This window comes from Streptomyces sp. NPDC048496, assembly GCF_043200055.1.
Lineage (GTDB): Bacteria > Actinomycetota > Actinomycetes > Streptomycetales > Streptomycetaceae > Streptomyces.
In genome coordinates this window covers 86691-107676 of the sequence record NZ_JBICXB010000009.1, presented here as the reverse complement: position 1 = coordinate 107676, position 20986 = coordinate 86691, and the positions used below count along the sequence as shown (strand labels likewise).

Genomic DNA, 20986 nt, shown 5'->3' with positions numbered 1-20986 from the left:
GGGGGGCCCGGCCCGGGCGCCGGTTTTTTTGGGGGGGGGGGGGGGGGGGGGGGGGGGTTGGGGGGGGGGGGGGGGGGGGGGGGGGGGGCCCGGGCCCCCCCCCCGCCCACCGGCACAATCGGGTGGACCCGGTCGTCCGTCAGCAGCGAGAGTGAGGGCATGACTTCACTCGTACGACACGTCACCATCGACTGCGCCGACGCCTACAAGCTCGGCAGTTTCTGGGCCGAGGTGCTCGGTGCGCAGCTGTCCGACGAGGATCGGCCCGGTGATCCCGAGGCACTCGTCGAGACCCCCGGCGCCGCGCTGCTGTTCATTTCGGTACCCGAGCCCAAGACCGGCAAGAACCGCGTCCATCTGGACATCCAGCCGCAGGACCGTACCCGTGACGAGGAAGTCGAGCGGCTGCTCGCCCTCGGCGCCACTCTCGTCGGCGACCACCGCAAGCCGAACGGCCGGGGCTGGGCGACGCTCGCCGACCCCGAGGGCAATGAGTTCTGCGTGGAGTGCAGCGCCGCGGAACGGGCCACGCTGACGGCGACCCGGCTGCCGGTCACCGCGGACGACGTGACCACCGCGGTCCATCTCTCGCTCGCCGCGCTCCGTGAGGTTCCCGAGGACCACTGGCGGGTGCCCGCCGGGACGTTGGAATGGGACTCCTGGGAGACCGTGGAGCATCTGAACGATGATCTCTTCGCGTACGCAGCCCAGTTGGGCCCGAAGAAGCCGCCGCTGGACCGCGACGTGCCGTACCGCTGGGGAGCCGACCGCAAGGGCGGCCCGGCCAACGCGATCTTCGCCAACCCCGACGCCGGTGCGGTCGGACTGCTGCAGACCCTGGAGGCGAGCGGGGCCCTGCTGACGGCGATGGTACGGACGACCCTGGCGGATGTCCGCTCGTTCCACGCGTACGGGATCTCGGACCCGGAGGGCTTCGCCGCGATGGGAATCGTGGAGACCCTGGTGCATACGCACGATGTCGTTCGGGGCCTGGACATCTCCTGGGCGCCGCCCGCCGATCTGTGCGACCGCGTACTGGCCCGGCTGTTCCCGGACGCCCCGGACGACGCCGACCGGTGGTCGGTACTGCTCTGGTCCACCGGTCGCGCCGAGCTGCCCGGGCGTCCCCGGGTCACTTCGTGGAAGTGGCGCAGTGCGCCACTGGAGGAGGCCGGCCAGGAGCAGTAAGAAGCCGCTAGGGCGGCCGTCCCGGGGTGGCTGCCCCTGCGGCCCGGCAACATGATCTCCTTCGATTTCCTGACTGAGATCGCACCATGACGGACATGGGGTGACTGCTCGCGACACGGGCCCCGGGACGCGGACCCGTCGGTCAGGCTCCACGGGGACCTGCCTCAGAGTTCCGCGTCAAGGATGTTCAAGAACGCTGCGCCGTCCCCGGTCCCGTCGGGTCGGGTCGGGTCGGGGCAGGGGAAGCTCTGCCCAGATGACCTTTCCCTGGGGGGTGTAGCGGGTGCCCCAGCGTTCGGCCAGTTGTGCGACGAGGAACAGGCCGCGGCCTCCTTCGTCCATTGCGGTGGCGTACCGCAGGTGGGGTGAGGTGCTGCTGCTGTCGGCGACCTCGCAGGTCAGGGTGCGGTCGTGGAGTACTCGTATCGTGACCGGTGCGGAGGCGTGGCGGATGGCGTTGGTGATCAGCTCGCTGAGTACCAGTTCCGTGGCGAACGCGAGCTCGGACAGGCCCCAGTCGTCGAGTTTCTCGGTCACGGCGGCGCGCATCCGCGCCACGGCCGCGGGGTCGAACGGTACGTCCCAGTCGGCGACGTGCTCGGGCGGGATCGCCCGTGTGCGGGCGATGAGCAGCGCCACGTCGTCCTTCGGCCGGCCGGGCAGGAGTTCGTCGAGCACTGCCTGGCAGCTTTCCTCCGGTGACCGGTCGGGGTGGGAGGCCAGTGCCTGGCGGAGCAGCTCTATCCCCACGTCGATGTCCCGGGTGCGGTCCTCGATGAGTCCGTCGGTGTAGAGGACGAGTTGTGTACGCTCCGTGAGCTCGAGTTCCGCGGTCTCGAACGGCATGCCGCCCAGGCCCAGGGGCGGGCCGGCCGGCAGATCGGGGAAGGACACGCTGCCGTCGGGTTGGACCAGGGCGGGCAGGGGGTGTCCGGCCCGTGCCATGGCGCAGTGGCGGGAGACGGGATCGTAGATCGCGTACAGGCAGGTGGCGCCCGTGATCCCGGCGCCGGGGGTCGTTTCTACTTCTTCCTCTTCCTGGTCGATGCGCCCGACGAGGTCGTCGAGGTGGCCGAGGATCTCGTCGGGTGGCAGGTCGAGTGTGGAGAAGTTGTGCACGGCGGTGCGCAGCCGTCCCATCGTGGCGGCTGCGTGCAGGCCGTGGCCGACGACGTCCCCGACGACCAGGGCCACCCGGCTGCCCGGGAGCGGGATCACGTCGAACCAGTCGCCGCTCACTCCGGAGAGTGCGGGCAGGTAGCGGTGGGCGACCTCGAGGGCGCTCTGTTCGGGCAGGGCTCGTGGGAGCAGGCTGCGCTGCAGGGTCACCGCCATGGCGTGTTCGCGGGTGTAGCGGCGGGCGTTGTCGATGCTGACCGCTGCTCGGGCGGCCAGTTCTTCGGCCAGGGACAGGTCGTCCTCGTCGAACGGCTGGGGTTTCTCCGAGCGCCAGAAGTTGGCCATGCCCAGGATGACGCCCCGTGCCTGGAGGGGAACCGTGATGAGTGAATGGATGCCGTAATCGACGATCATCCGTGACCGCTCCGGGTCCTGGGCGAGCCAGCCGGGTGCGGCGGACAGGTCGGGTACCAGTTCCGGCCGGCCGGTGCGGAATGCCTGTGCCTGTGGGGTGGAGGGGAGGAAGCTGATCAGGTGACCGGTTTTGTAGAGGGGGTGGTCGTTACGGATGCCGTGAACGATGGTGCGGCGCATGTCGGTGTCCGCACCTGTCGGCTCGTCCCCGTGCATGACCGGGTCGGCCAGATCGACGGTGGCGAAGTCGGCCAGCCGGGGGACCGCGATCTTCGCCAGTTCCTCGGCCGTACTCACGACGTCGAGGGTGGTGCCGATGCCGAGCCCGGCGTCGTACAGCAGCCTCAGGCGCTCGCGGGCGATCTCTGCCCTGCCGGACAGCGACCGCAGCTCCGTGGTGTCGCGCAGGGTCGCGACCGTCCCCTCGGGGCCACCGTGACGATCCGTGAGCCGCTGGTTCACCGCAAGCAGCCTGTCCCCCGCACGGTGTACCTCGTCCGTGGCCGGGCGGCCCGAGGTCAGCAGCTCCACCGTGCCGGGATCGAGGCTGGGCAGGTCCGGGATGTGCTGCCCCTCGGCGTCGTGCGGCAGATCCAGCAGCCGTCTGGCCTCGTCGTTCGCCAGGAGCAGTCGGCCGTCGCTGCCGACAATGAGCACGCCTTCGCGCACGGCGTGCAGCACCGCGTCGTGATGCTCGTACATGCGCGTCATCTCGGCGGGGCCCAGACTGTGGGTCTGCCGCTGCAGCCGCCTGGCCACCAGCGCCGTCCCGACCGTGGCCACGGAGAGCGCGACCGCTCCCGCGACGAGGATGATCGGAATCTGCCGGGACACCATGCCGGTCACTTTCTCGACCTGCATGCCCGCAGACACCAGACCCACGACCTTGTGCCCGTGATCGAAGATGGGGACGGTCGCCTGCACCTCGTAGCCGAGCGGGTCCTTGATGCTCTCGACGTACACATGGCCGGCCAGCGGCGGCCCGATGGTGGCGAAAACCTTCTTCCCGATCAGCTCCGGCCGGGGATGCGTGTAGCGGATCCCCTTTGTGTCCGTCACCACGATGAAGTCGACGCCGGCTGCTTTCCGCGCCGCCTCGGTGAGCGGCTGGAGCACCCTGGAGGGATCGGGGGCCTTCAGTGCGGCCACGACCCCCGGTGAGTGCGCGAACGTCTGCGCGACGGCGACCGAACGATGTCTCGCCTCCGCGTTGCTGTCGCGCTGGGACTGCAGTACGAGCGCCAGCACCGCGGCCGCAACGAGCAGCACCACGACAGCCACCTGCAGAGCGAAGACCTGCCCTGCAAGGCTCTGGGGGTACTTGCCCGTGAGTGACCGAACCTGTCCGCTCCGGAATCGGCCGAAAGGTTGCACCATATCGCCCTTTTTACACCGTAAGCACGAAGATGCGTTCGCCAAGGTCGGCGGGGCCCCCTTCGGACTCCCCTGGGCGGCGGCTGATTCTCCGGGCGCCGGGGGATCAGCCGGGCATCCCGGCGGGCTCAGCCGGCGAGCACGTCCAGGGCCCGGTCCACGTCGGCCTGCGTGTTGTAGAGATGGAAAGCCGCGCGCAGACCACCCGCCCGGTTCGAGACCATCACCCCGGCCCGCGCCAGCTCCGGTTCCCGCCCGCCGAGTCCAGGCACGGCCACGATCGCGGACTCCCCCGGCACCGCCTCGTGCCCCAGCCCGGCCAGCCCCGCCCGCATGCGGGCCGCGAGCCCGGTGGCGTGGGTGTGAAGGGCGTCGATGCCGACCTCGCCCAGCAGCGCGAGGGAGTGCTCGGCACCGTGGTACGACAGAAAGGCGGGCGGTTCGTCGTAGCGGCGGGCGGTCGGGGAGAGCCGCCCGACCGGGCCGTACGTACTGTTCCAGGGGTCGTCGGAGGCGACCCACGCGGCGGAGACGGTCGGCAGGGTGCGCTGCGCCTCGTCGGTGACGGTGAGGAACGACGCGCCCCGCGGGCAGAGCAGGAATTTGAAGCCGCCGGTGACGGTGTAGTCGTACGCCCCGGCGTCCAGCGGCAGCCAGCCGGCCGACTGGGTGGCGTCGAGCAGCGTCCGGGCCCCGTGGGCAGCGGCCGCCGCGCGTACCGCGTCCAGATCGGCGATCCGGCCGTCGGCGGACTGCACGGAGGAGAAGGCGACGAGATCGGTGCCGGGCCGTACCGCGTCGGCCAACCCGTCCAGCGGGACGTAACGCATCTTGAGATCGCCACGCACCGCGAACGGGCTGACGACGGAGCTGAACTCCCCTTCGGGCGCCAGGACTTCGGCCCCCGCCGGCAGCGACGCCGCGATCAGCCCGACGTGCACGGAGACCGAGCTGCCGGTGGCGACCCGGTCGGCGTCCACACCGGCGAGGCGGGCGAAGCCGGCCCGGGCCGCGTCCACCGCCTCGAAGTCGCCGGAGCCGGCCCTGCGGCCCGTGGCGGTCGCCTCGGCGAGCGCCTTCACCGCATCGACGGTGCGCCGGGGCAGCAGCCCGCAGGTGGAGGTGTTGAGGTAGGTGGTCTCCGGTGCGAACTCGTCATCCACCGTACGGCTGAGCGAAGTAGTCTCCATTCGCCCAGCCTGAAGCCCCCTTAACTCATCGTCAATTACCAGGAGTCAAGGGGTGCTCCCAAGCAATGCTCATGTATGCGGCTGAGCGAGGTGTCGGGCGATGGTGCCGGCCTGCGGGCTCAGGCGTTGCTGCCCGTCTGCGGGACCTCGCAGACACCGTCGGCGTCGCACGCCGCCGCGTCCGAGCCGATCGCGGTCAGCGGTCGGTCCTTCCACGCCTGTTCGAGCGCCTGCGCGAACACCTCGGCGGGCTGGCCGCCGGAGATCCCGTACCGCCGGTCGAGCACGAAGAACGGCACGGCGTTGGCACCCAGCTCGGACGCCTCCTGCTCATCGGCCCGCACCTCGGCCGCGTACGCCTCCGGGTCGGCGAGCACGGCACGCGCCTCGTCGGCGTCGAGTCCGGCCTCGGCGGCCAGCTCGACCAGCACCTCGGCGTCGAAGACGGACCGCTCCTCGGCGAAGTTGGCCTTGTAGGCGAGCGTCAGCAGCTCGTCCTGGCGGCCGCGGACCTTGGCGAGGTGGAGCAGCCGGTGAATGTCGAAGGTGTTGCCGTGGTCGCGCCCCTCGGTCCGGTAGCCGAGCCCCTCGGACTGCGCATTGGCCGCGACGTTCGCCTCCATGGCCTGCGCTTCCTCACGCGTACGCCCGTACTTCTGCGCCAGCATGTCGATCACCTGCTGGGTGTCGCCCTTGGCCCGGCCCGGGTCGAGCTCGAAGGACCGGTGCACGACCTCGACCTCGTCGCGATGGGCGAACCCCGCCAGGCCCTTCTCGAAACGGGCCTTGCCTATGTAACACCAGGGGCAAGCGATGTCGCTCCAGATCTCGACGCGCATGACTCTTCTTCTCTCCAGGATGTCGGGACGGACCGCGGGTTGCCCACGGCAGCGCGGAAGCACCCTCCGCGCCCCTGGTGAACGCCTGTCCGGCCCCGGTCATTCCCGCACCAGGGGGTGTCCGGCCCCGATCCGCCGGACACCCCTCAGGGCCCGTCTCTCGGCTCGATGACCGGACGGTCGCCGACCAGGGCGACGATGATCATCGGAGCGTCGCCGTCGCACTGGTTGACGGTGACCGCGACCCATCGGTCGGACCCGCCCGGCCCCCCGGCCACCGGTCCCCACACCGCCAGGTCACCGAGGCAGTCGTGGTCGCACAGCGCCTGGAACAGCGGCTCCATGCTACGGGACAGCCCCCGGGTGAAGGATCTCCGGAGTCAGTGGCTGACCGCGAGGCGCAGCGCCAGATGGGCGCCGTGGCGCGGGTGCTCGGGGTCGGGGGTCCAGCCGTGCCGGACATAGAAGGCCTGGGCACGGGTGTTGTGCACGAAGACCTCCAGGCGGGCGCCGTCTACTCCGGCCCGCCGCCAGGCGTCGACGCAGGCGGTGTGGAGCGCGGTGCCGATTCCCGTACGCCAGTGGACCGGCGAGACATGGAGCTGAGTGAGCGTCATATCGCCTTCACGGACCGCGTAGGCGGCGATGCCGGCGAGGGTCCCGTCCCGTTCCGCACAGAGCACGGTGGCGTCGGGGCGGTCTACCGCACGGGACCAGCCGCCACGGCTGCGTCCGACCTCCGCGGCGCCCGCGTACTCCTCCTCCGGAAGATGCCCCCGGTAGTAGGTGGCGCGGGCCTCCGTGTGCAGCTGGACGATGGCGTCGAGATCGGCGGGCGTGGCAGTTCTGATCATGCGGGGAGGGACGCCACCGGTCGGCCCGTGGTTGCCCCGGGCCGCACTGGCGACGACCCGGCTGCTGCGGGCCGGGGGTACCGGTTCCGTCCTCAATCGCCGGACGGGCTCGGGGTGTGCTGCCCGGCAACGGGGAGGCCCGCGTCCACCCGCTGGTCGTACCGGGACCCCGTGGCCCCACCCCAGTCCGGGGTGCGGGGTTGCGTCCTCGATCGCCGGACGGGCTTGAGTGTGCTGCCCGGCAACGGGGGCGCCGCCGCGCTGTCCGGTGGTGGGGCGGGCGGGGCCCCTCCGGGGCGTCTCCTCGGGACTGGCGCGGAAACCGGCAACGCGGACGAACCCGGCACGTACGCCAGCCCCTGCGGGGACTCCCCTGCACAGCCCCACCCTCGCATCACCCGCGCCCGCGGCCCGGTGGTCGTGACGCGAGGGCGTACCGGGCCGCACCCGCGGGACGGCCGGTCCGGGGCCGTGCAGGGGAGTCCCCGCAGGGCGACGAACAAAGACCCGGGCTCCCCTCGCGTACCCGCCGAACGTTCGTCGCCCGAGGAGACACCCCGGAGGGGCCCCGGACCACCACCCACCGGGCAGGCGACGGCGCCACCACGGGGCCAGACGCACACCTCCAGCCCGTCCGGCGCTTGAGGACGGAACCCCCGCCCCGGACCGGGGCACCACGGCGGCGAACCCCGCCCCGGGGGAACGCGATCCGGTTCACGCGCGACGCCCGTCGACGCGGCGCGGCAGGCCCAGCGGGTTGTCCTCGCGCAGCTCCGGCGGTAGCAGGGACTCCGGCGTCGTCTGGTAGCTGACCGGGCGCAGCCAGCGCTCGATCGCGGTGGCGCCGACCGACGTGGACGTGGAGGTGGTGGCCGGGTAGGGGCCGCCGTGGTGCTGGGCGGGGGCGACGGCGACTCCGGTCGGCCAGCCGTTGACGAGGACCCGGCCGGCCAGCGGGGTGAGGGCCGCGAGGAGTGCGGGGGCGTCGGCGTCGGCGCCTTCCGTGGCGATCTGGAGGGTGGCGGTGAGGTTGCCCGGGAGCCGGGAGAGGACGGCGGTGATCTCGTCCTCGGAGGCGTAGCGGGCGACGACGGTGACCGGGCCGAAGCATTCCTCCAGGAGCGCGTCGTGCGGTCCTTCGGTGGCGAGCAGCTGTGCCGGAACGGTCAGGAAGCCGGCGGAGACGGTGTGGTCGCCGCCCGCGCCGGGGGTGACCGGGGCGTCCACGTCGGGGAGTTCGGCCCGTTCGCGTACGCCTGCGACGAAGGCGTCCCGCATCCGGTGGTCGAGCATGACCGCGGCCTCACTGTCGCTGACCGCCTCGGTCAGCGCCTTCAGCAGCCGGTCGCCGGTCTCGCCGGCGGGGGCCAGGACGAAGCCGGGCTTGGTGCAGAACTGGCCCACGCCCATGGTCATCGAGCCCGCGAGCCCGGCACCGATCTGCTCGCCGCGCTCGGCGGCGGCCGCCTCGGTGACGACGACGGGGTTGAGGGAGCCGAGCTCGCCGTGGAACGGGATCGGGACCGGCCGGGCGGCCGCGGCGTCGAACAGCGCCCGCCCGCCGCGGATGGAGCCGGTGAACCCGGCGGCGGCCACGAGCGGGTGCTTGACCAGCTCGACGCCCGCCTCGAATCCGTGCACCAGGGTCAGTACGTCCGCGGGCAGCCCGACCTTCGCGGCGGCCCGGCGCAGCACGGAGGCGCAGAGCTCCGAGGTGGCGGGGTGGTCCGGGTGTGCCTTGACGACGACCGGGCAGCCGGCCGCCAGGGCACTGGCGGTGTCACCGCCGGGGACGGAGAAGGCGAGCGGGAAGTTGCCGGCCGCGTAGACGGCGACGACGCCGAGCGGGATCTTGTAGCGGCGCAGGTCCGGCCACGGCGGGGTCCGGGTGGCGTCCGCGTGGTCGATGTGGATGTCGAGGAAGGCGCCCTCGTCGACGACTTCGGCGAACGCGCGCAACTGGGCGGTCGTGCGGGCGAGTTCACCGGTGAGTCGGGCCGGGCCGAGCGCGGTCTCGGCGTCGGCGGCCTCGATGACGTGCTCCCCGGCCTCGGTGAGCAGATCCGCCGCGGTACGCAGGAACGCGGCGCGTACGGTGCGGTCGGCGAGCGCGTCGCGTACGGCATGTGCGGTCCGGACCGCACGGTCGACCTCCTCCGCAGTAGCCTCCACGGCAACCTGCTCACGCGGGTTACCGGTGCGGGGGTCGACGCTCCAGACTGGTGCTGCTGACACCGTGTTTCCTTTCGGCCTCTGCCACACATCAGAAGTTGTTCGATATTTTGAACAGAATTCCTGATCGTGAATATGTGGGGACTCTATTTTCGGGCGTTCCGTGTTGGCAAGAAGTGGGCTGGAAGGGGCGAGGGCGATGTCGGTTGCCGAGTCGGGCGGGGCACAGGTCAAGTCCGCGGTACGGACGGTGGAACTGCTCGAGTACTTCGCCGGGCGTCCCGGCATGCATTCGCTGACGGCCGTGCAGGAGACCGTCGGCTACCCCAAGTCGAGCCTCTACATGCTGCTGCGCACCCTGGTCGAGCTGGGCTGGGTGGAGACCGACGCGACAGGGACCCGGTACGGCATCGGCGTCCGGGCGCTGCTGGTCGGCACCTCGTACATCGACGGCGACGAGGTCGTCGCGGCCACCCGCGCGACGCTCGACCGGCTCTCCGACGACACCACGGAAACCATCCACCTCGCCCGTCTCGACGGTACGGACGTGGTCTACCTCGCCACCCGCCAGTCCCAGCACTATCTGCGCCCCTTCACCCGCGTCGGCCGCCGGCTGCCCGCCCACTCCACCTCGCTCGGCAAGGCGCTGCTGGCCACCCACAGCGCCGAGCAGGTCCGCACGATGCTGCCGGAGACACTGCCCGCACTGACCGAGCACACCCTCACCGACCGCGAGAAGCTGATCGAGGAACTGCACCTCATCCGCGAGCAGGGGTACGCCGTGGACCGCGAGGAGAACACCCTGGGGCTGCGCTGCTTCGGCGTCGCGATCCCGTACCGCACCCCGGCGCGCGACGCGATCAGCTGCTCGGTTCCGGTCGCCCGACTCACCCCGGCGCACTGGCCGGCTGCGCGGCCGCGGCCGGGGCGCTGCTGGCCCGCCGTGCTCCGATGCTGCTGGGCCCGACCCCCGACGACCGGCCGGCCGCCGCCGGACGCCGCGCGGCCTGCGGGTCGTCGGCGAGGCGGCGACCGGCGCCGAGGCCGTCTCCGTCGTGCGGGAGCTGCGCCCCGATGTGGTGCTGATGGACGTACGGATGCCGGAGATCGACGGGATCCGCGCCACCGAGCAGATCCTCGCCTCGCTGGACGCGCCCCCGCGGATCGTCGTCGTCACCACCTTCGAGAACGACTCCTATGTGTACGACGCCCTGCGCGCCGGAGCCGCGGGCTTCCTGCTGAAGCGCGCGGCGGCCGAGGACCTGGTCCAGGCGGTGCGGCTGATCGCGCGCAGCGACTCCCTGCTGTTCCCTTCGGCGGTGCGGGAACTGGCGGCCGAGCACGGCAGGCGGCAGGCGTCCGCCGCACCTCCCTGGGTGGCCCGGCTCACCGAGCGGGAGGCGGACGTGCTGCGGCTGATGGCGGCGGGGCTGACCAACGCGGAGATCGCGGAACGGCTGCGGGTGGGGCCGGCCACGGCGAAGACGCATGTGGCGGCAGTGCTGGCGAAGACCGGAACCCGGGACCGCACTCAGGCGGTGATCGCGGCGTACGAGTCGGGGTTCATCACGCCCGGCTGACCCGGGCCCCGTGGCGCGCAGTATGAAGAATGGGTGAGAAGCGGCACAGACGGGAACGCGCCGGACGCCGCCGCTCGTCCTGCCAGTGGGATGAACAGAACAATCAGGCACACCGCGGTCTTCTGCCTGCTGCTGGTCCTCGCCCTGCTGGGGCGGGCGACCTGGGTGCAGGCGTACCAGGCCAAGGCACTCGCGGACAACGACCACAACCGGCGGAAAACCATCGCGCAGTACGCGCAGCCGCTCGGTGACATCATCGTGGCCGGATCACCGGTCACCGGATCGAAGAGGACCCAGGGCAGCGATCTCGCGTACAAGCGCACGTACACGCAGGGCGAGCTCTATGCCGCTGTCACCGGGTACAGCTCGCAGGCGTACGGCGCCACCCAGCTCGAGGGGATCTACAGCCATGTGCTCGACGGCACGGACGACCGGCTGAAGAACCCCGTCGACGTGGTGACGGGCAAGCAGACCGCGCCCGGCAGTGTGCTGACGACGATCGACCCGGATGTGCAGAAGGCGGCGTACCAGGCGCTCGGCAACGACAAGGGCGCGGCCGTCGCGATCGACCCCGCGACCGGGAAGATCCTGGGAATGGTCTCCACCCCCTCGTACGACCCGTCGAAGATCAGCGGGACGAACGACGGCGACATGTGGAAGAAGCTGCTCTCCGACCAGGACAAGCCACTGGTCAACCGTGCTCTGCGGCAGCCGCTGGCACCCGGTTCGACGTTCAAGCTGGTGGTGGCGTCGGCCGCGCTGGAGAACGGTCTCTACAGCTCCGTCGACGAGCGCACGAACAGCCCCGACCCGTACACGCTGCCCGGCACCACCACGGTCCTGAGGAACGAGAGCGCGTCCGCACCCTGCGCGAACGCCACGCTGCGCACGGCGCTCCAGTACTCCTGCAACAACGTCTTCGCGAAGGCCGCCGCCGATCTCGGCCAGGACAAGGTGCGGGCGATGGCCGAGAAGTTCGGCTTCAACACGCAGAAGCTGGATGTCCCGGTGCGCGCCTCGGAGAGCGTCTACCCGTCGGGGATGGACAAGGCGCAGACGGCGCTGACAGGCATCGGCCAGTTCGAGGTCACCGCGACCCCGCTGCAGATGGCCATGGTCTCCTCGGCCCTCGCCAACGGCGGTGAGCTGGCGGCCCCGCACATGGTGTCGAAGGTGACGGACTCCAAGGGCAACACCCTGCAGTCCTTCGCGGACGGCGACACGAAGCGGGTCGTCTCCGCCTCGACCGCCGAGCAGATGCGCAGCGCGATGGTCACCGTCGTCGAGCAGGGCACCGGCACCAACGCCCGGATCGACGGGGCGGAGGTCGGCGGCAAAACGGGCACCGCGCAGAACGGTGTGGGCAACAGCAACACGCCGTACGCCTGGTTCACCTCGTACGCGAAGTCGAAGTCCACCGGCAAGGAGGTCGCGGTCGCCGTGGTCGTGGAGGATTCGGGCTCGGCCCGCTCGGAGGTCAGCGGCAACGGGCTGGCGGCGCCGATCGCGCAGAAGATGATGAAGGCGGCGCTCAAGGGGTGAGAAAGCCGGGCGCGGAGGGCCGGCTGCGGCTGTCAGAATCCGGATCATGGCCTCGGGGAGCGCGACGCTCCTCCACTTCACATCAAGCCCTGCGTCCGCTGCACAGGCAACAGCACGGGTGCCGAGCCGACCGAGACGGGCAGCGGCCCCGGCGGCACGTCCTGCCGCTGCACCGCCTCGGACATCACCTACGACCGACCGGGGTCACCGATCGGCCGCGGTGGGTGGGCCGTCACTGGCCCGCCCACCGCTTCACGGTCGCCTCCGCAGCGGCCCGGTCCGCCGGCTTCAGCTTGGAGATCAGGGCGCCATGGTTGCTGTTCGGTGCCTCGAAGAGCATCGAGTCGTGCTTGCTCGGCTTGAACCGCTCGGCGCTCCACGGGTCGTTCTGTCCGTAGACGAACATCATCCGCTCGCCGCGAGTGGCGACCCAGCGGTCGACGTCCTTGATGGTGCGCCCGTCGTACCCGACCCGCATGTCGGCGGGCAGCACCGAGTTGGGCTGATAGATGCCGGGGTAGTGGCGGACGTCGGCCAGATGCTTGAACTTGAGGTCGGCCCAGCCCAGTTGGGCTGCGGCCTGCCGGTAGTACGGTCCGCTGCCCTCGGCGCCGTTGCCCTGGTCGGCGTACGGGCTGAGTCCGTGCCCCAGCGACCAGGTGTACAGCTCGTCGTCGGTGGCGGTCCTCGCGTCGGGGATGGCCGGGCAGTCGGCGTACGTACCGCTCTGCCAGAAGTTCCACACCTGGTCCAGTACGGAGAACTCGTAGGCCCGGTCGGCCGATCCGAGGTATTGGAAGGTGAGACCCTGCTTCTCGGCGGTGGCCTCGAAGCGGGGCAGCATCCGATCCCGCCGGACCAGCATCTCGCGCTGCACGGCGTTCAGGGCGGCCCGGCATTCGGGGGTGCCGACGGTCTCGAAGAACTTCTCGTAGCCGCTGTCGTCGTTGTTGGCGGCGTCGTTCGGTGCGACGTACGCGATGACGGCGTCCAGGTCGTCCGGGTAGAAGCGCTCATGGTAGACCTGCGTCATCCCGCCCTTCGACGCGCCCGTGCCCAGCCACTTGGCCCCGTAGATCGTCTTGAGGGCCTGGACGACTGCGTGTTCGTCACTCGCCTCCTGCTGGACGTTCAGGTCGTTCCAGTCGACCGTCGCGGGGCGGGACCGGCTGAAGTAGCGGTGCTCGATACTGACCTGGTTGGCGCCGAGAAGCGTGGTGATCTCACGGGTGGAGCTGGAGAGCGAGTAGCCGCCCGTGTAGAGGACCATCGGCGCGGTCTCGGACTTGTGCCAGAGCGTGAGGCGCTGCTCGAACGTGCCGCGGTCGGGGTGCCCGTGGTCGATCGGCTGGGTCAGCGTGAGGGTGTAGTAGGGGAATCCCTCCTTGGTGGTCTGCGAGACGACCGCGAGTCCCGGTATCCGGTCCAGCCGTTCGCGTACGTCGGTGGCCTGGGCAGTCGCCTCGGCGGCGGAGGAGGTGGGGCCGGCGGACGGGACGGGAGCAGCGGCGGTCGCGGCCGTGCCGGTGAGCAGGCTGGTGGCGGCGACGAGCCCGGTGCAGAACAGGGCGGGAAGCAATGGGTGACGCAACGCGGGATCCCCTCGGACGGGTGTGGTGCTATGGACACGACGGCGGCATATTAACCGCTTGCCGCAGCCATGTGATCACTTCGCACCGAGGGGATCCGTGGGCCGGTGGACGCCCAACGGCTTTTGCTCGGACAGGTTGTTGACGATCCGTCGGTCGGCGAGCGAGTGACACGGTGGTGCTACCTCTCTGCCAGGGGAGGTACCGGCGGCGGGGCGCGCCCCGGACCGCCGCCGGCCCCCCGGTCACCGGGGCGACAGCGAAATTCCGGCAATCCCGGTGTAGGGCATCTGCCCGATGCCCCGGCCCGTCCTTAGTCGCCAGCATGAGTCCGTATCGGAACCGCGGGTCAACGAGGAACGGGGAGCGCAAAAATGACAGGGTCGGCGGCAGGAAAGGTGCTGCGGGACCGCAACGCCGGGCTGTATCTGACGGCGGTGGTGGTCTCCGGCTTCGGGACGTCCGCGATGTGGCTCACCGGCGGGATCTGGGTCAAGTCCCTCACCGGGTCGAACAGTCTGGCGGCGCTCGCCGTGTTCGCCATGTGGCTTACTGTGCTGACCGGTCCCGCACTCGGCGCGATCGCCGACCGGGTGCCGCGCAAACCCTTGCTGATCTGGGCGAATCTCGCCATGGCAGGGCTGCTCACCTCGCTGCTCGCGATCGATTCGGCGGGGCGGATCTGGATCCTCTTCGCGGTGCTCGTGCTGTACGGGGTGAGCGGCGTGCTGATGGACGCGGCCGAGTCAGCGCTCGTCGCGCACACCGTCGATCCCCGGCTGCTCGGAGACTTCAACGGGTTCCGGATGATCGCGAACGAGGGCATGAAGCTCCTCGCACCACTGACCGGCGCCGGCCTCTATGCGCGGTTCGGCGGCGGCGCGGTGGCGCTCCTCGACGCGGCGTCGTTCGCCCTGGCCGCCGGGGTCTACGCACTGCTGCGGGTACAGGAGCCGGCCCGGCCCGCCCGCACGGACCGGCGGGGCGAACTGGCGGCGGGGTTCCGGCAGGTGTGGGGGTCACCGGTGCTGCGGCCGCTGGTGCTGGCGGGTGCGGTGACGATGCTGTGCGCCGGGCTCAACGGAGCCGCGCTCTACGCCGTCATCGACGACGGGCTCGGGCACTCCCCCACGTACGCGGGTGTGCTGTACGCGGTGCAGGGCTGCGGGTCGATCGCGGTCGGGCTGCTGGCCGGTCCGCTGATGCGGCGTCTGCCGGAGCGGGTGTTCACCGCGGCCGGGATCGCTCTGTTCGCGCTGGCGGTGGGGGTGCGGGCGCTGCCGTACGACGCGGTAGCGCTGGTCGCGAGCGTCGCGATCGGGGCGGGGCTGCCGTGTGTGCTGATCGCGGCGATGACGGCGGTGCAGCGCGAGACGCCGGACGCCGTGCTGGGCCGTACGAGCGCGACCGCCAACTCACTGATGATGGTGCCGAACGCGGTGGCGCTGGCGCTCGGCGCGGGGCTGGTCGCGGTGCTGGACATCCGGGTGCTGCTGCCACTCATCGGTGCGGCGGGCCTGCTGACGGCGGCCTTGCTGGTCACGGACCGGCGGGGGCGGCCGGCGGGCACCGCCACCGGTCCGCTTCCGTCATCGACCGAGGCGTGAAAGCGCCTCGGCGACGGCCTCGATGTCCGGGTCGGATACCAACCCGACGTGGTACCGAGGTGGCGTCCGGGGACGCCCAGCTGGTGACGGCCCGCTGGACCGGCGCGTACCAGCACGGCAACGAGCGGGCGGCCCGCAGCCACCCCCGTAACCAACCCGGCCGAAGGTAAGGGAACGGCAAAGCGGGGTTGTTCGTTACCTCGTGCATGACCGCTATGACACCTGGCTCGAACATCCCTCTCTCCGCCGCCCGTGTGGCGGTGGACGTCGCCGCCCCGGTGCGGCTCGACGTCTCGGGCCTGCTGCTCACCGTCGACGGCAAGGTGCGTTCCGACGACGACTTCATCTTCTACAACCAGCCCACGGGCCCGGGCGTGACCTACCGCTCAGGCGGCGGCACGGCGCCGGACGCGATCGTGGTGGACACCGCTGCGGTGCCCCCCGGCATCGAGAAGATCGTCGTCACGGCCAGCCCGGACGCGGCGGGCCAGACCTTCCAGGGCATCGAGCCCACCGCCACCGTGCGTAACGCGGACGACGGCAGCGTCCTCGCCACCTTCACCCCGCCCCGGCTGGGCGCCGAGACGGCGCTCGTGGTCATCGAGGTCTATCTCCGCAACGGCGCCTGGAAGGCCCGCGCGGTCGGCCAGGGCTATGCGAACGGGCTGGCCGGCATCGCCACGGACTTCGGCGTGTCGGTCGAGGAGGAGCCGGCCGCCGCGCCCGCCCCGGTCGCACCCCCGGTGCCCGCCGCCGCTCCCGTGGACCCGCGGATCGCCGCTCCCCCGGTCCCGGCCGCGCCGCCGGCTGCTGCTCCGGCGCCCGCCGGCTCGGGCAAGATCAACCTCGACAAGGGCCGGGTCAGCCTCCAGAAGAACCAGACGGTGTCCCTGGTCAAGGGCGGCCGCCCGCTGCTCTCGCAGGTCAAGATGGGGCTCGGCTGGGAGCCCGCGTTCCGCGGCAAGGACATCGACCTCGACGCCTCGGTGATCGCCTACGGCCCCAACCGGAACCACCTGGACAGCTGTTACTTCGGCAAGCTCTCCATCCTGAACGGCGCGGTCAAGCACTCCGGTGACAACCTCACGGGCGAGGGCGCGGGCGACGACGAGGTGATCGTCGTGGACCTCGGCCGGATCCCCCCGGAGGCGACCGGGCTGGTCTTCACGGTCAATTCGTTCAGCGGCCAGAAGTTCACCGAGGTGGCCAAGGCCTACTGCCGGCTGATCGACGCGGCGACCGGTGAGGAGCTGGTCCGCTTCGACCTGACCGGCGCCGAGCCGCAGACCGGCGTGATGATGGCGAAGCTGATCAAGCAGTTCTCCGGCGAGTGGGAAATGACGGCGATGGGCGACTTCGTGAAGTCGCGCACCGTCCGCGGCATGGTCAAGCCCGCCGCCCAGGCGCTGTAGGGCGGCGAAAAGCCCCCAGCACGGCTTCAGGGGCACCTGCGGGTGCAGGTGCCCCTGAAGCCGGAGAGTGTGACGGGGACGCGGACTCTGCGCGTGCTCGCCGCCTCTCTCAGAGCTTGGTCAGCTTGGAGTACGGGCTCAGGATCCTCCCCTGTCGCCCCGAGAAATCGATGAGCACTGCGTCGTTGTCGCCCTCGACGGCAAGGACTCGACCGAGTCCGAACTGGTCGTGCGACACCCTGTCGCCCACATCGAACAATTCGACCGGTGGGGCCGCCTGGGCCGGGCGGTTGAAGGGACTGGAAGGCAGGTGACGCCGGGATCCGGCTGACTGTTTCATTACCTTGAGTATGCGCCCTGGAAACGCCCGACGCCATGCCCGACCACTCCTGGGGGCGCACTGATGCCGGATTCGTAATCAGCGATTCCAGGGCCAGTCGGCGTCCCTACCCGCTTCCAGCAGGGGCACCATGCGGAATGCCGCGTCCGAAAGCCCCCCGAAGGTGTGGCGGTTCGCGCTTCCCGACGGGGCGTGACCGACCCGGTATCCGGCCAGATTCCAGGTGTGGACTGGCACGTCGGACGGCACGGCCGCGGTGGCATCCGCGGCGTACGAGAACGACGCCCGCTCGTCGGTGACGATCAGTACCCGGTCGTGCTTCCGGAAGTGCCGGCGCACCGCCTCCGCGGTGTCGGTGCCCGCCGAGTTCACCGAAGCGCACCCTGCAGCCGGCCCGCGAGGGCCTCCCACGTCATGCCCGCCGCGGCCGGTCGGTCGGCCCCGCCGGGTGCGGTCACGGCGGCCCGCCGCTCCTCGACCGGCAGCTCCATCAGCGCCCGGTGGGCGGTGAGGATGCGGGTCGAGGCGGACGGAACCGCCGCCTCCGGGTGTCAGCGTCGGTTCGGCTGCCGCTTCCACGGGCCCGTGATGGCAAGCATGATGCCGGGCGTCTGGATGTTGGCGAACAGCGTCTTCCCGTCCGGCGAGAAGGTGACCCCGGTGAACTCGCTGTACTCCGGCTTCTCAGCCGTGCCCGCGTTCAGCTCGTTGCGCGCGATCGGGTACGTACGGCCGCTCTCGGTCGCCCCGAAGAGGTGCTGGATGCCCTCGCCGTCCTCGGCGATGACCAGACCCCCGTACGGCGAGACGGTGATGTTGTCCGGGCCGTCGAACGCGCCGTCCATCAACGGGTCGGCGTTCACCCCGAGGAGCACCTTCAGCGTCAGCGTGCGGCGCTTCGGGTCGTAGAACCAGACCTGGCCGTCGTGCCGGACGGGGCTCTCCGCGCGGGCGAACGAGGAGACGATGTACGCGCCGCCGTCGCCCCACCACATGCCTTCGAGCTTGCGGGCACGGGTGACGTCCTGGCTGCCGAACTGCTTGCGCACGGAGACGGTCTTGGCGTCACGGTCGACGACGTCGACCCAGTCCACGCCGTACACGGTGCCGATCTTCGTGGCGCGGGACAGGTCGTCGACGAACTGGCCGCTGCTGTCGAAGCACTTGGTGGCCTGGAGGACACCGGCGTCGTCGGCGAGCGTGCGCAGCCGGCCGCGGCCGTGCTTGAAGCCGTGCGGCGGGACCCAGCGGTAGAGCAGCCCATTGGGACCGGCCGCGTCCTCGGTCAGGTAGGCGTGGCCGCGCTTGGGGTCGATGACGACGGCCTCGTGGGCGTACCGGCCGAACGCCTTGATGGGACGCGGGTCGCGGTTGGCGCGCTTGTCGTACGGGTCGACCTCGAAGACGTAGCCGTGGTCCTTCAGCAGACCGTTCTTGCCGGCCTTGTCCTCGGTCTCCTCGCAGGTGAGCCAGGTGCCCCACGGGGAGGCGCCACCGGCGCAGTTGGTGGACGTGCCGGCGATACCGACCCACTCGGCCGTGTGGCCGTCGCGGCGGGTCTCGACGACGGTGCAGCCACCGGCGGCGATCGGGTCGTAGACGAGACCCTCGGCGAGCGGGACCGGGTACTCCCAGCCGGCCCGGGTGCCGCTCAGCTCGTGGTTGTTGACCAGCAGGGTGACGCCGCGCGGGCCCTCGAAGGTGGCCGTGCCGTCGTGGTTGGAGGGGGTGTACTCGCCGGAGTCCAGCTTGGTGACACCGCTGTGCGTGATGACGCGGTACGAGAATCCGGCGGGAAGCGCGAGTATGCCCTTCGGGTCGGGGACCAGCGGCCCGTAGCCGGGCTCGTCGTCATGACCGTGACCGGGGTCGTCGTCGTGGCCCTGCCGGGAATCCTCGGCGGCAAGGGCGCCGGGGGCGGTGGCCAGGGCGGCGACGGTACCCGTCAGGGCAATGCCGGCGCCGGTGAGGGCGGACTGCTTGGTGAATTCCCTGCGCGTGAAGGGCATCACGAACTCCTGGAGCAGCTGGGGTGGGTGGGTTGCGGGCTCACGCTCCCGCCCCTGCGCCAACGGAAGTTGAACTGACGGCGACGTCGATCGGCACGCTTCCTGTGAACCTTCACGGAGTTCCTGCCGACGTCGTTCCCTCAGAGCCTGTCGGGCGACCGCCCCGGCCGCCGTGCCCGGCTTCAGCCGCCCGACCGCGACCGTGCCTTGAACGCCGCCTTGCGGGCGTCCTTCGCCTTCTTCTTGTCGCCGTGCAGCTGCCCCATCGCCTCCAGGACGTCCGCCGTCGCGGGGTGCTCCACCCGCCACGCCTGGTCGAAGAAGCCGCTGTGCTGGCCGGACAGCCCTTCGACCAGCCCTTGGAGCTCGCCCAGGTCGCCGGCCGCCTCCAGCTGCGCGGCGATCGTGTCGATGGCGAGCCAGAAGATCATCGCCTCCGGCGGCGGGGGCACGTCCGCCGCACCGTGCTCCGCGAGCCAGACCCGGGCGAGGCCGCCCAGCTCCGGGTCGTCGAGCACCGCGCGGACCGCGGGCTCCGCCTCCGCGCCGACCAGGGCAAGCGCCTGCTGGCAGTGCAGCCGCCGGAGCGGGGCCTGCTGGTCCGCGCCGCGAGCCGCGTCCAGCAGTTCCGCCGCGGCGCCGTCCGCGCCGCGGCGGGCGAGCCACTGCTCGACCTCGCTGCGGGCCGCCGCCTCCGGGTAGTACGCGACGCCGCCGAGGAGCGCGTCGGCGCCCTTGTCGGCGAGATCGCCGATCGCGGGGGCGTCGACACCGGCTTCCAGCATCCGGGCCCGGATGCCGTACAGACCGAGGGGGGTCAGCTTCACCATGCCGTACCGGCTGACGTCCTCGTCGTCGGCGGGCGGCTCCGCCGGGTCGCCCTCCTCGACGAGCAACGCCTCGTCCACCGGCCGGTATGTGACGAGCCCGATCGGCTCGAGGACCCGGAACTGGTCATCGAGGCGCATCATCGCCTCCGACACCTGCTCCAGGATGTCGTCGGTGGGCTCGCCCATGTCGTCGGGCACGATCATCGACGCGGCGAGCGCGGGCAGCGGGACGGGTGCCTCGCTGCCGCTGCCGTCGCCGACCGTGAGCAGGTACAGGTTGCCGAGCACGCCGTCGAGGAATTCGGCTTCCGCCTCCGGGTCCCAGTCCAGGGCGTCGAAGTCGATCGAGCCGTCCTCGCCGACGAGGTCGGCGAGGTCGTCGAAGAAGGGCGCGGTGGCATCGGCGAGCACGGCCTCCAGGCCGTCGAGCCAGATCGCGAGGACGTCCTGCGGAGAGCCGCCGGTCAGCAGCCCCAGATTCTCGCCCGCGGACACGGTCCCCTCCGCGTCGTCCCCCTCCGCGTCGCCCTCCGGGTCGTGGACGTCGAGAAGCCCGGTGTCGACCGCGAGCCGCCACGCCTCGCTGGCCTCCGCCGCGCCGTCCTCGTCCGCCGCCAGTCCGAGGTGCTCGGCCGCCGCGGGCAGCTGTGTTTCGACGAGCTCGCCACCGGCGCCGACCCGGGTCTCCGGTCCCGCCCAGCGGGCGAGCCGGACTGCGCGGGCGAGCAGCGACGCGACGAGCGCGTCCCGTGCCAGCTCCGCCTCGGTGTGCAGCCGTACCGGCGGCAGGGTGGGGCGCTCTGCGGACATCAGGTGGTTCTCCTCGGGCGACGGGTTTCGGTCCGGCCGGCAATGGGGGCGGCGTCACGGGGCTCGGGCACGCACCTTCTCCCACCCTCATGTGCCGGTCGGTCTCAGGCCGCCCAA

General features: G+C 71.3%; 15 protein-coding genes and 2 pseudogenes. 6 read left to right on the top strand and 11 right to left on the bottom strand.

Translation table 11 applies throughout. From position 1 onward, the window contains the following. Positions 1–159: 159 nt before the first annotated feature. Complete coding sequence (locus tag ACGFSA_RS12635) at positions 160–1188, top strand: VOC family protein (RefSeq protein WP_393303353.1); 1029 nt, start codon at positions 160–162, stop codon at positions 1186–1188. Positions 1189–1365: 177 nt separating this feature from the next. Here the strand turns inward: ACGFSA_RS12635 and ACGFSA_RS12630 are convergent, their stop codons facing one another. The 6 genes from ACGFSA_RS12630 to ACGFSA_RS12605 all read right to left on the bottom strand — a co-directional run bounded on the left by ACGFSA_RS12630 (position 1366) and on the right by ACGFSA_RS12605 (position 9213). Then, the gene (locus tag ACGFSA_RS12630) at positions 1366–4098 is read right to left on the bottom strand and encodes a SpoIIE family protein phosphatase (protein WP_393303351.1); all 2733 of its coding nucleotides are present in this window, start codon (positions 4096–4098) and stop codon (positions 1366–1368) included. 125 nt (positions 4099–4223) lie between these two features. Beyond that, positions 4224–5285, bottom strand: coding sequence for an aminotransferase class V-fold PLP-dependent enzyme (locus tag ACGFSA_RS12625; protein WP_393303349.1), 1062 nt, complete (start codon positions 5283–5285; stop codon positions 4224–4226). Positions 5286–5404: 119 nt separating this feature from the next. Continuing rightward, entirely contained in the window at positions 5405–6124 is a 720-nt protein-coding gene (locus tag ACGFSA_RS12620; protein ID WP_393303347.1) for a DsbA family oxidoreductase, read from the bottom strand. 146 nt (positions 6125–6270) lie between these two features. Then, positions 6271–6468, bottom strand: coding sequence for a hypothetical protein (locus ACGFSA_RS12615; RefSeq protein WP_393303345.1), 198 nt, complete (start codon positions 6466–6468; stop codon positions 6271–6273). 36 nt (positions 6469–6504) lie between these two features. Continuing rightward, entirely contained in the window at positions 6505–6978 is a 474-nt protein-coding gene (locus ACGFSA_RS12610) for a GNAT family N-acetyltransferase (protein ID WP_393303343.1), read from the bottom strand. Positions 6979–7692: 714 nt separating this feature from the next. Beyond that, positions 7693–9213, bottom strand: coding sequence for an aldehyde dehydrogenase (NADP(+)) (locus ACGFSA_RS12605; protein WP_393303341.1), 1521 nt, complete (start codon positions 9211–9213; stop codon positions 7693–7695). A 136-nt stretch (positions 9214–9349) separates the two neighbouring features. On the opposite strand from ACGFSA_RS12605, the pseudogene ACGFSA_RS12600 reads away from it, so the two are divergent. The 3 genes and pseudogenes from ACGFSA_RS12600 to ACGFSA_RS12590 all read left to right on the top strand — a co-directional run. Beyond that, positions 9350–10051 (top strand): annotated as a pseudogene (locus ACGFSA_RS12600) (IclR family transcriptional regulator); the annotation flags it as partial. A 7-nt stretch (positions 10052–10058) separates the two neighbouring features. Next, a complete protein-coding gene (locus tag ACGFSA_RS12595; RefSeq protein ID WP_393303476.1) occupies positions 10059–10730 on the top strand; it encodes a response regulator in 672 nt (223 codons plus the stop codon). 90 nt (positions 10731–10820) lie between these two features. Further along, positions 10821–12272 carry a peptidoglycan D,D-transpeptidase FtsI family protein gene (locus ACGFSA_RS12590; protein WP_393303339.1) on the top strand — a complete coding sequence of 484 codons (1452 nt, stop codon included), beginning with the start codon at positions 10821–10823 and terminating at the stop codon, positions 12270–12272. Positions 12273–12504: 232 nt separating this feature from the next. Here the strand turns inward: ACGFSA_RS12590 and ACGFSA_RS12585 are convergent, their stop codons facing one another. Further along, complete coding sequence (locus tag ACGFSA_RS12585) at positions 12505–13863, bottom strand: S28 family serine protease (RefSeq protein ID WP_393303337.1); 1359 nt, start codon at positions 13861–13863, stop codon at positions 12505–12507. 372 nt (positions 13864–14235) lie between these two features. On the opposite strand from ACGFSA_RS12585, the gene ACGFSA_RS12580 reads away from it, so the two are divergent. After that, entirely contained in the window at positions 14236–15468 is a 1233-nt protein-coding gene (locus ACGFSA_RS12580) for an MFS transporter (protein WP_393303335.1), read from the top strand. Positions 15469–15674: 206 nt separating this feature from the next. Continuing rightward, positions 15675–16880: a TerD family protein gene (locus ACGFSA_RS12575; RefSeq protein ID WP_393303333.1), complete on the top strand. Its 1206-nt coding sequence runs from the start codon at positions 15675–15677 to the stop codon at positions 16878–16880. Between the two features lie 109 nt (positions 16881–16989). On the opposite strand, the gene ACGFSA_RS12570 is transcribed toward ACGFSA_RS12575, so the two are convergent. The 4 genes and pseudogenes from ACGFSA_RS12570 to ACGFSA_RS12555 form a co-directional block, all read right to left on the bottom strand. Then, on the bottom strand, positions 16990–17220 hold the full coding sequence (locus ACGFSA_RS12570; protein ID WP_037711258.1) for a hypothetical protein: 231 nt from the start codon (positions 17218–17220) through the stop codon (positions 16990–16992). Positions 17221–17298: 78 nt separating this feature from the next. Further along, positions 17299–17768, bottom strand: a pseudogene (locus ACGFSA_RS12565) (hypothetical protein); the annotation flags it as partial. 3 nt (positions 17769–17771) lie between these two features. Further along, a complete protein-coding gene (locus ACGFSA_RS12560) occupies positions 17772–19229 on the bottom strand; it encodes an alkaline phosphatase PhoX (protein ID WP_393303331.1) in 1458 nt (485 codons plus the stop codon). Positions 19230–19411: 182 nt separating this feature from the next. Then, positions 19412–20869, bottom strand: a complete 1458-nt coding sequence (locus ACGFSA_RS12555) for a hypothetical protein (RefSeq protein ID WP_393303329.1) — start codon at positions 20867–20869, stop codon at positions 19412–19414. Between the last annotated feature and the right edge of the window lie 117 nt (positions 20870–20986).